The sequence below is a fragment of the uncultured Streptococcus sp. genome (assembly GCF_963516515.1).
In the GTDB taxonomy this organism is placed as follows: domain Bacteria; phylum Bacillota; class Bacilli; order Lactobacillales; family Streptococcaceae; genus Streptococcus.
In genome coordinates this window covers 1-4,016 of record NZ_CAUQCJ010000065.1, presented here as the reverse complement: position 1 = coordinate 4,016, position 4,016 = coordinate 1, and the positions used below count along the sequence as shown (strand labels likewise).

The following is a 4,016-nucleotide window of genomic DNA, read 5'->3' as shown; positions in this document are numbered from 1 at the left end:
TATGGAAAAAGAGTTTTTCAGCCCCCTTGTCTCCCCTTACATGAAATTCAAACTTCCCAATAGCCCCTGAACTATCTGTCAGAGGTTGCCAATTTAATTCAGCGATATCATCATAAAGGAAAAGCAAATTCTTTAAGTTCCAGATAAGGTCAATTTCAACTGTGTCGCCTTCCTGGCCTGGATTATAAACTTTAACAGTATAACCATCTGCTCCTTCTATCACTTCGCTAGTAACGTCTGCTAGTTCAGCACCATTTTTCGCAGCCTGAACCTTTGGTTGAGGATCTATCTCAAATCCACTAGGCATCTTGCCAGCACGTCCAAGTCCCACGATTTGACCCTTAAAGTCCTCCTCAAACTGGTAAACTATCTTCTGTCTAAATTCTGCTGTATTGTCTGCATGAATATACAAATCCCCTTGATAAGAGTTTATCTTGAAATCAATGGCAAAAACAGAGAATGGAAGAAGGCAAAACAAGCCTAACACCAGTAAGAAAAAAGTTTTTTTCATCAACTAAGCCCCCTTTTTATCTTTGCTATCATTATATCATTTTTTCTCAAGTAAGGGCTTACCTATATTGAAAAATAGAGTTTTTTTCGATAAAATAGGAGACAGTTATTTTTTAATAGATTAGAAATAGGAGAAATCATGAGAAAAATATACTTATCTATTTTCACAAGTCTCTTGCTGATGCTAGGACTTGTCAATGTTGCCCAAGCCGATGAATATTTACGCATCGGGATGGAAGCAGCATATGCTCCCTTTAACTGGACCCAGGATGATGATAGCAATGGGGCTGTCAAAATCGATGGGACTAACCAGTATGCTAATGGATACGATGTTCAAATCGCCAAGAAAATCGCTAAGGACTTAGGTAAAGAACCTTTGGTTGTTAAAACCAAGTGGGAAGGTCTAGTCCCTGCCCTTACTTCTGGTAAGATTGACATGATTATCGCAGGTATGAGTCCAACTGCCGAACGCAAACAAGAAATTGCCTTTTCAAGCAGTTACTACACTAGCGAACCAGTTTTGCTTGTCAAAAAAGATTCTGCCTACGCAAGTGCTAAATCTTTGGATGACTTTAACAGTGCGAAAATCACTTCTCAACAAGGTGTCTACCTTTATGACTTGATTGCACAAATCCCAGGTGCTAAAAAAGAAACAGCCATGGGAGACTTCGCTCAAATGCGCCAAGCTCTTGAGGCCGGTGTCATCGATGCTTATGTTTCTGAACGCCCAGAAGCTCTGACTGCCGAAGCTGCTAACTCTAAGTTTAAAATGGTTCAAGTAGAACCAGGTTTTAAAACTGGAGAAGAAGATACAGCTATTGCCATTGGACTTCGTAAAGATGACAATCGTATTAGCCAAATCAATGCCAGCATTGAAACTATTTCTAAAGATGACCAAGTTGCCCTGATGGATCGTATGATCAAGGAGCAACCTGCCGAAGCCACTACAACTGAAGAGACTAGCAGTAGTTTCTTTAGCCAAGTCGCTAAAATTCTTTCTGAAAACTGGCAACAACTTTTGCGTGGTGCTGGTGTCACTCTTTTAATCTCTATCGTCGGAACCATCACAGGTCTCATTATCGGCCTTGCCATTGGTGTCTTCCGTACTGCTCCTCTATCTGAGAATAAAGCCATTTATGGTCTACAAAAACTAGTCGGCTGGATCCTCAATGTCTACATTGAAATTTTCCGTGGTACACCTATGATTGTTCAATCGATGGTTATCTACTATGGAACTGCCCAAGCTTTCGGTATCAACCTTGACCGTACACTGGCTGCTATCTTCATCGTTTCAATCAATACCGGTGCCTACATGACTGAAATCGTCCGTGGTGGTATCCTAGCAGTTGACAAGGGACAATTTGAAGCTGCGACTGCTCTTGGTATGACTCATAACCAAACCATGCGTAAGATTGTCCTACCTCAGGTAGTCCGTAATATCCTACCAGCAACTGGTAATGAATTTGTCATCAATATCAAAGATACATCTGTATTGAACGTTATCTCTGTTGTCGAACTTTATTTCTCAGGAAATACCGTGGCAACTCAAACTTATCAATACTTCCAGACATTTACAATCATCGCCGTGATTTACTTTGTCCTCACCTTCACCGTAACACGTATCCTCCGCTTCATCGAACGTCGAATGGACATGGATACCTATACTACAGGTGCTAACCAAATGCAAACGGAGGATTTGAAATAATGACACAAGCAATCCTTGAAATTAAACACCTCAAAAAATCCTATGGCCAAAACGAAGTGCTAAAAGACATTTCTCTCACTGTCCACAAGGGAGAGGTCATCTCTATCATCGGAAGCTCTGGAAGCGGGAAATCAACCTTCCTACGCTCCATTAACCTACTTGAAACGCCAACTGATGGACAAATTCTTTATCATGGACAAAACGTCCTCGAAAAAGGCTATGACCTCACGCAATACCGTGAAAAGTTGGGGATGGTGTTCCAATCCTTTAACCTCTTTGAAAATCTCAACGTTCTTGAAAATACAATTGTCGCTCAGACAACTGTCCTTAAACGCGAGCGTACAGAAGCTGAAAAAATTGCCAAAGAAAACCTTGAAAAGGTCGGCATGGGAGAACGCTACTGGCAAGCCAAACCAAAACAACTCTCAGGCGGTCAAAAACAACGTGTGGCTATCGCTCGTGCCCTTTCAATGAATCCTGACGCCATTCTCTTTGATGAACCAACATCAGCTCTCGATCCAGAAATGGTTGGAGAGGTCCTCAAAATCATGCAAGATCTGGCTCAGGAAGGCTTGACTATGATTGTCGTAACCCACGAAATGGAATTCGCCCGTGATGTCTCTCACCGTGTTATCTTCATGGATAAGGGTGTAATCGCTGAAGAAGGCAAACCAGAAGACCTCTTCACCAATCCTAAAGAAGACCGTACAAAAGAGTTCCTTCAACGCTATCTCAAATAAAAAGAAAAGGCTGCATCAATCGTGCAGTCTTTTTGCTGTCCTCATACTCTTCGAAAATCTCTTCAAACCACGTCAGCTTCGCCTTGCCGTAGGTATATGTTACTGACTCTGTCAGTCTTATTTACAACCTCAAAGCAGTGCTTTGAGCAGCCTACGGCTAGCTTCCTAGTTTGCTCTTTGATTTTCATTGAGTATCAAAATGAAAAGGCAGACCTTATTCAAGAATCCGCCATTATCCAAAGATTAATCTTCAAATTTTTCATGATTTTTTTCATAGAAATCAATTAAACCTAGAGCTGTTTCAAATGAAATATTTTTTACTTTTGCACGACCCTGCGCTAGAGCAATGATAGACATTTCACGCGCATTCGTTTCTTTAGAGATACGGTAGCCTGTGATTTTCTTATCACGAACCCAGCCAACAACTGATTCTACTTTTTCAAAGTTTGACTTAGCCATGTCCTTCTCCTATTTTCTTCTTTACGATATTTAATTGTATACGTTTTTATGTGTTTTGTCAATAAAAAAACATATATTCAATAAAATTAATGATTTATTTTTCTGTTACTATCTTATTAAAGCCGATAATATATAGGTTTTTACTTACTATAAACCATTAGTAAATACCTTTAAAATAATTGTATTATTAACTCTTTTGTTTGTAAAAATATTCATAATTTACAAATGCCAGTTCAGGATAGGTTAGACAGGTTTTATCTTCAACTTTATTCTATTTATCCAACTTTAAAACAATATTTCTAATAGTGAAAGACTTTCTCTCCACACTATTACTAACTATTATTTCTCTTCTCCTTCTTTGATATTCTTCCTGCCTTTATAAGCACTTTTCACTTGATCAACTGGTACTATTTATTTACTTTATCAATATTCCTTTTTATTTCTTCAAACCTATAAAAAGATGAGTAGTTAGGAGACAATAGTATCCTATCTTCTAACATTTTCCACTTTTTTATCTTCTTAGTATCTTATCACTCTTCTCAGTTAACTCAGTATAAGGCTTCTCATTAGTATTGATTATTTTTTCTAATTCCTATTATATT

Annotated in this window: 4 protein-coding genes; 2 read left to right on the top strand and 2 right to left on the bottom strand. The window is 38.7% G+C overall.

Annotated elements, in window-relative coordinates:
- On the bottom strand, positions 1-511 hold a 511-nt coding region (locus RYL77_RS08845; protein WP_315011001.1), incomplete at its 3' end, for a DUF2207 domain-containing protein.
- 138 nt (positions 512-649) lie between these two features.
- Between RYL77_RS08845 and RYL77_RS08840 the strand changes: the two genes are divergently transcribed.
- Both RYL77_RS08840 and RYL77_RS08835 read left to right on the top strand, forming a co-directional pair.
- Positions 650-2,215, top strand: a complete 1,566-nt coding sequence (locus RYL77_RS08840) for an ABC transporter substrate-binding protein/permease (RefSeq protein WP_125446873.1) — start codon at positions 650-652, stop codon at positions 2,213-2,215.
- Positions 2,215-2,955, top strand: a complete 741-nt coding sequence (locus tag RYL77_RS08835; protein WP_000189477.1) for an amino acid ABC transporter ATP-binding protein — start codon at positions 2,215-2,217, stop codon at positions 2,953-2,955. The genes RYL77_RS08840 and RYL77_RS08835 overlap by 1 nt, the downstream gene beginning before the upstream one ends.
- Before the next feature lie 243 nt (positions 2,956-3,198).
- Here the strand turns inward: RYL77_RS08835 and RYL77_RS08830 are convergent, their stop codons facing one another.
- On the bottom strand, positions 3,199-3,414 hold the full coding sequence (locus RYL77_RS08830; protein ID WP_001130036.1) for a hypothetical protein: 216 nt from the start codon (positions 3,412-3,414) through the stop codon (positions 3,199-3,201).
- Between the last annotated feature and the right edge of the window lie 602 nt (positions 3,415-4,016).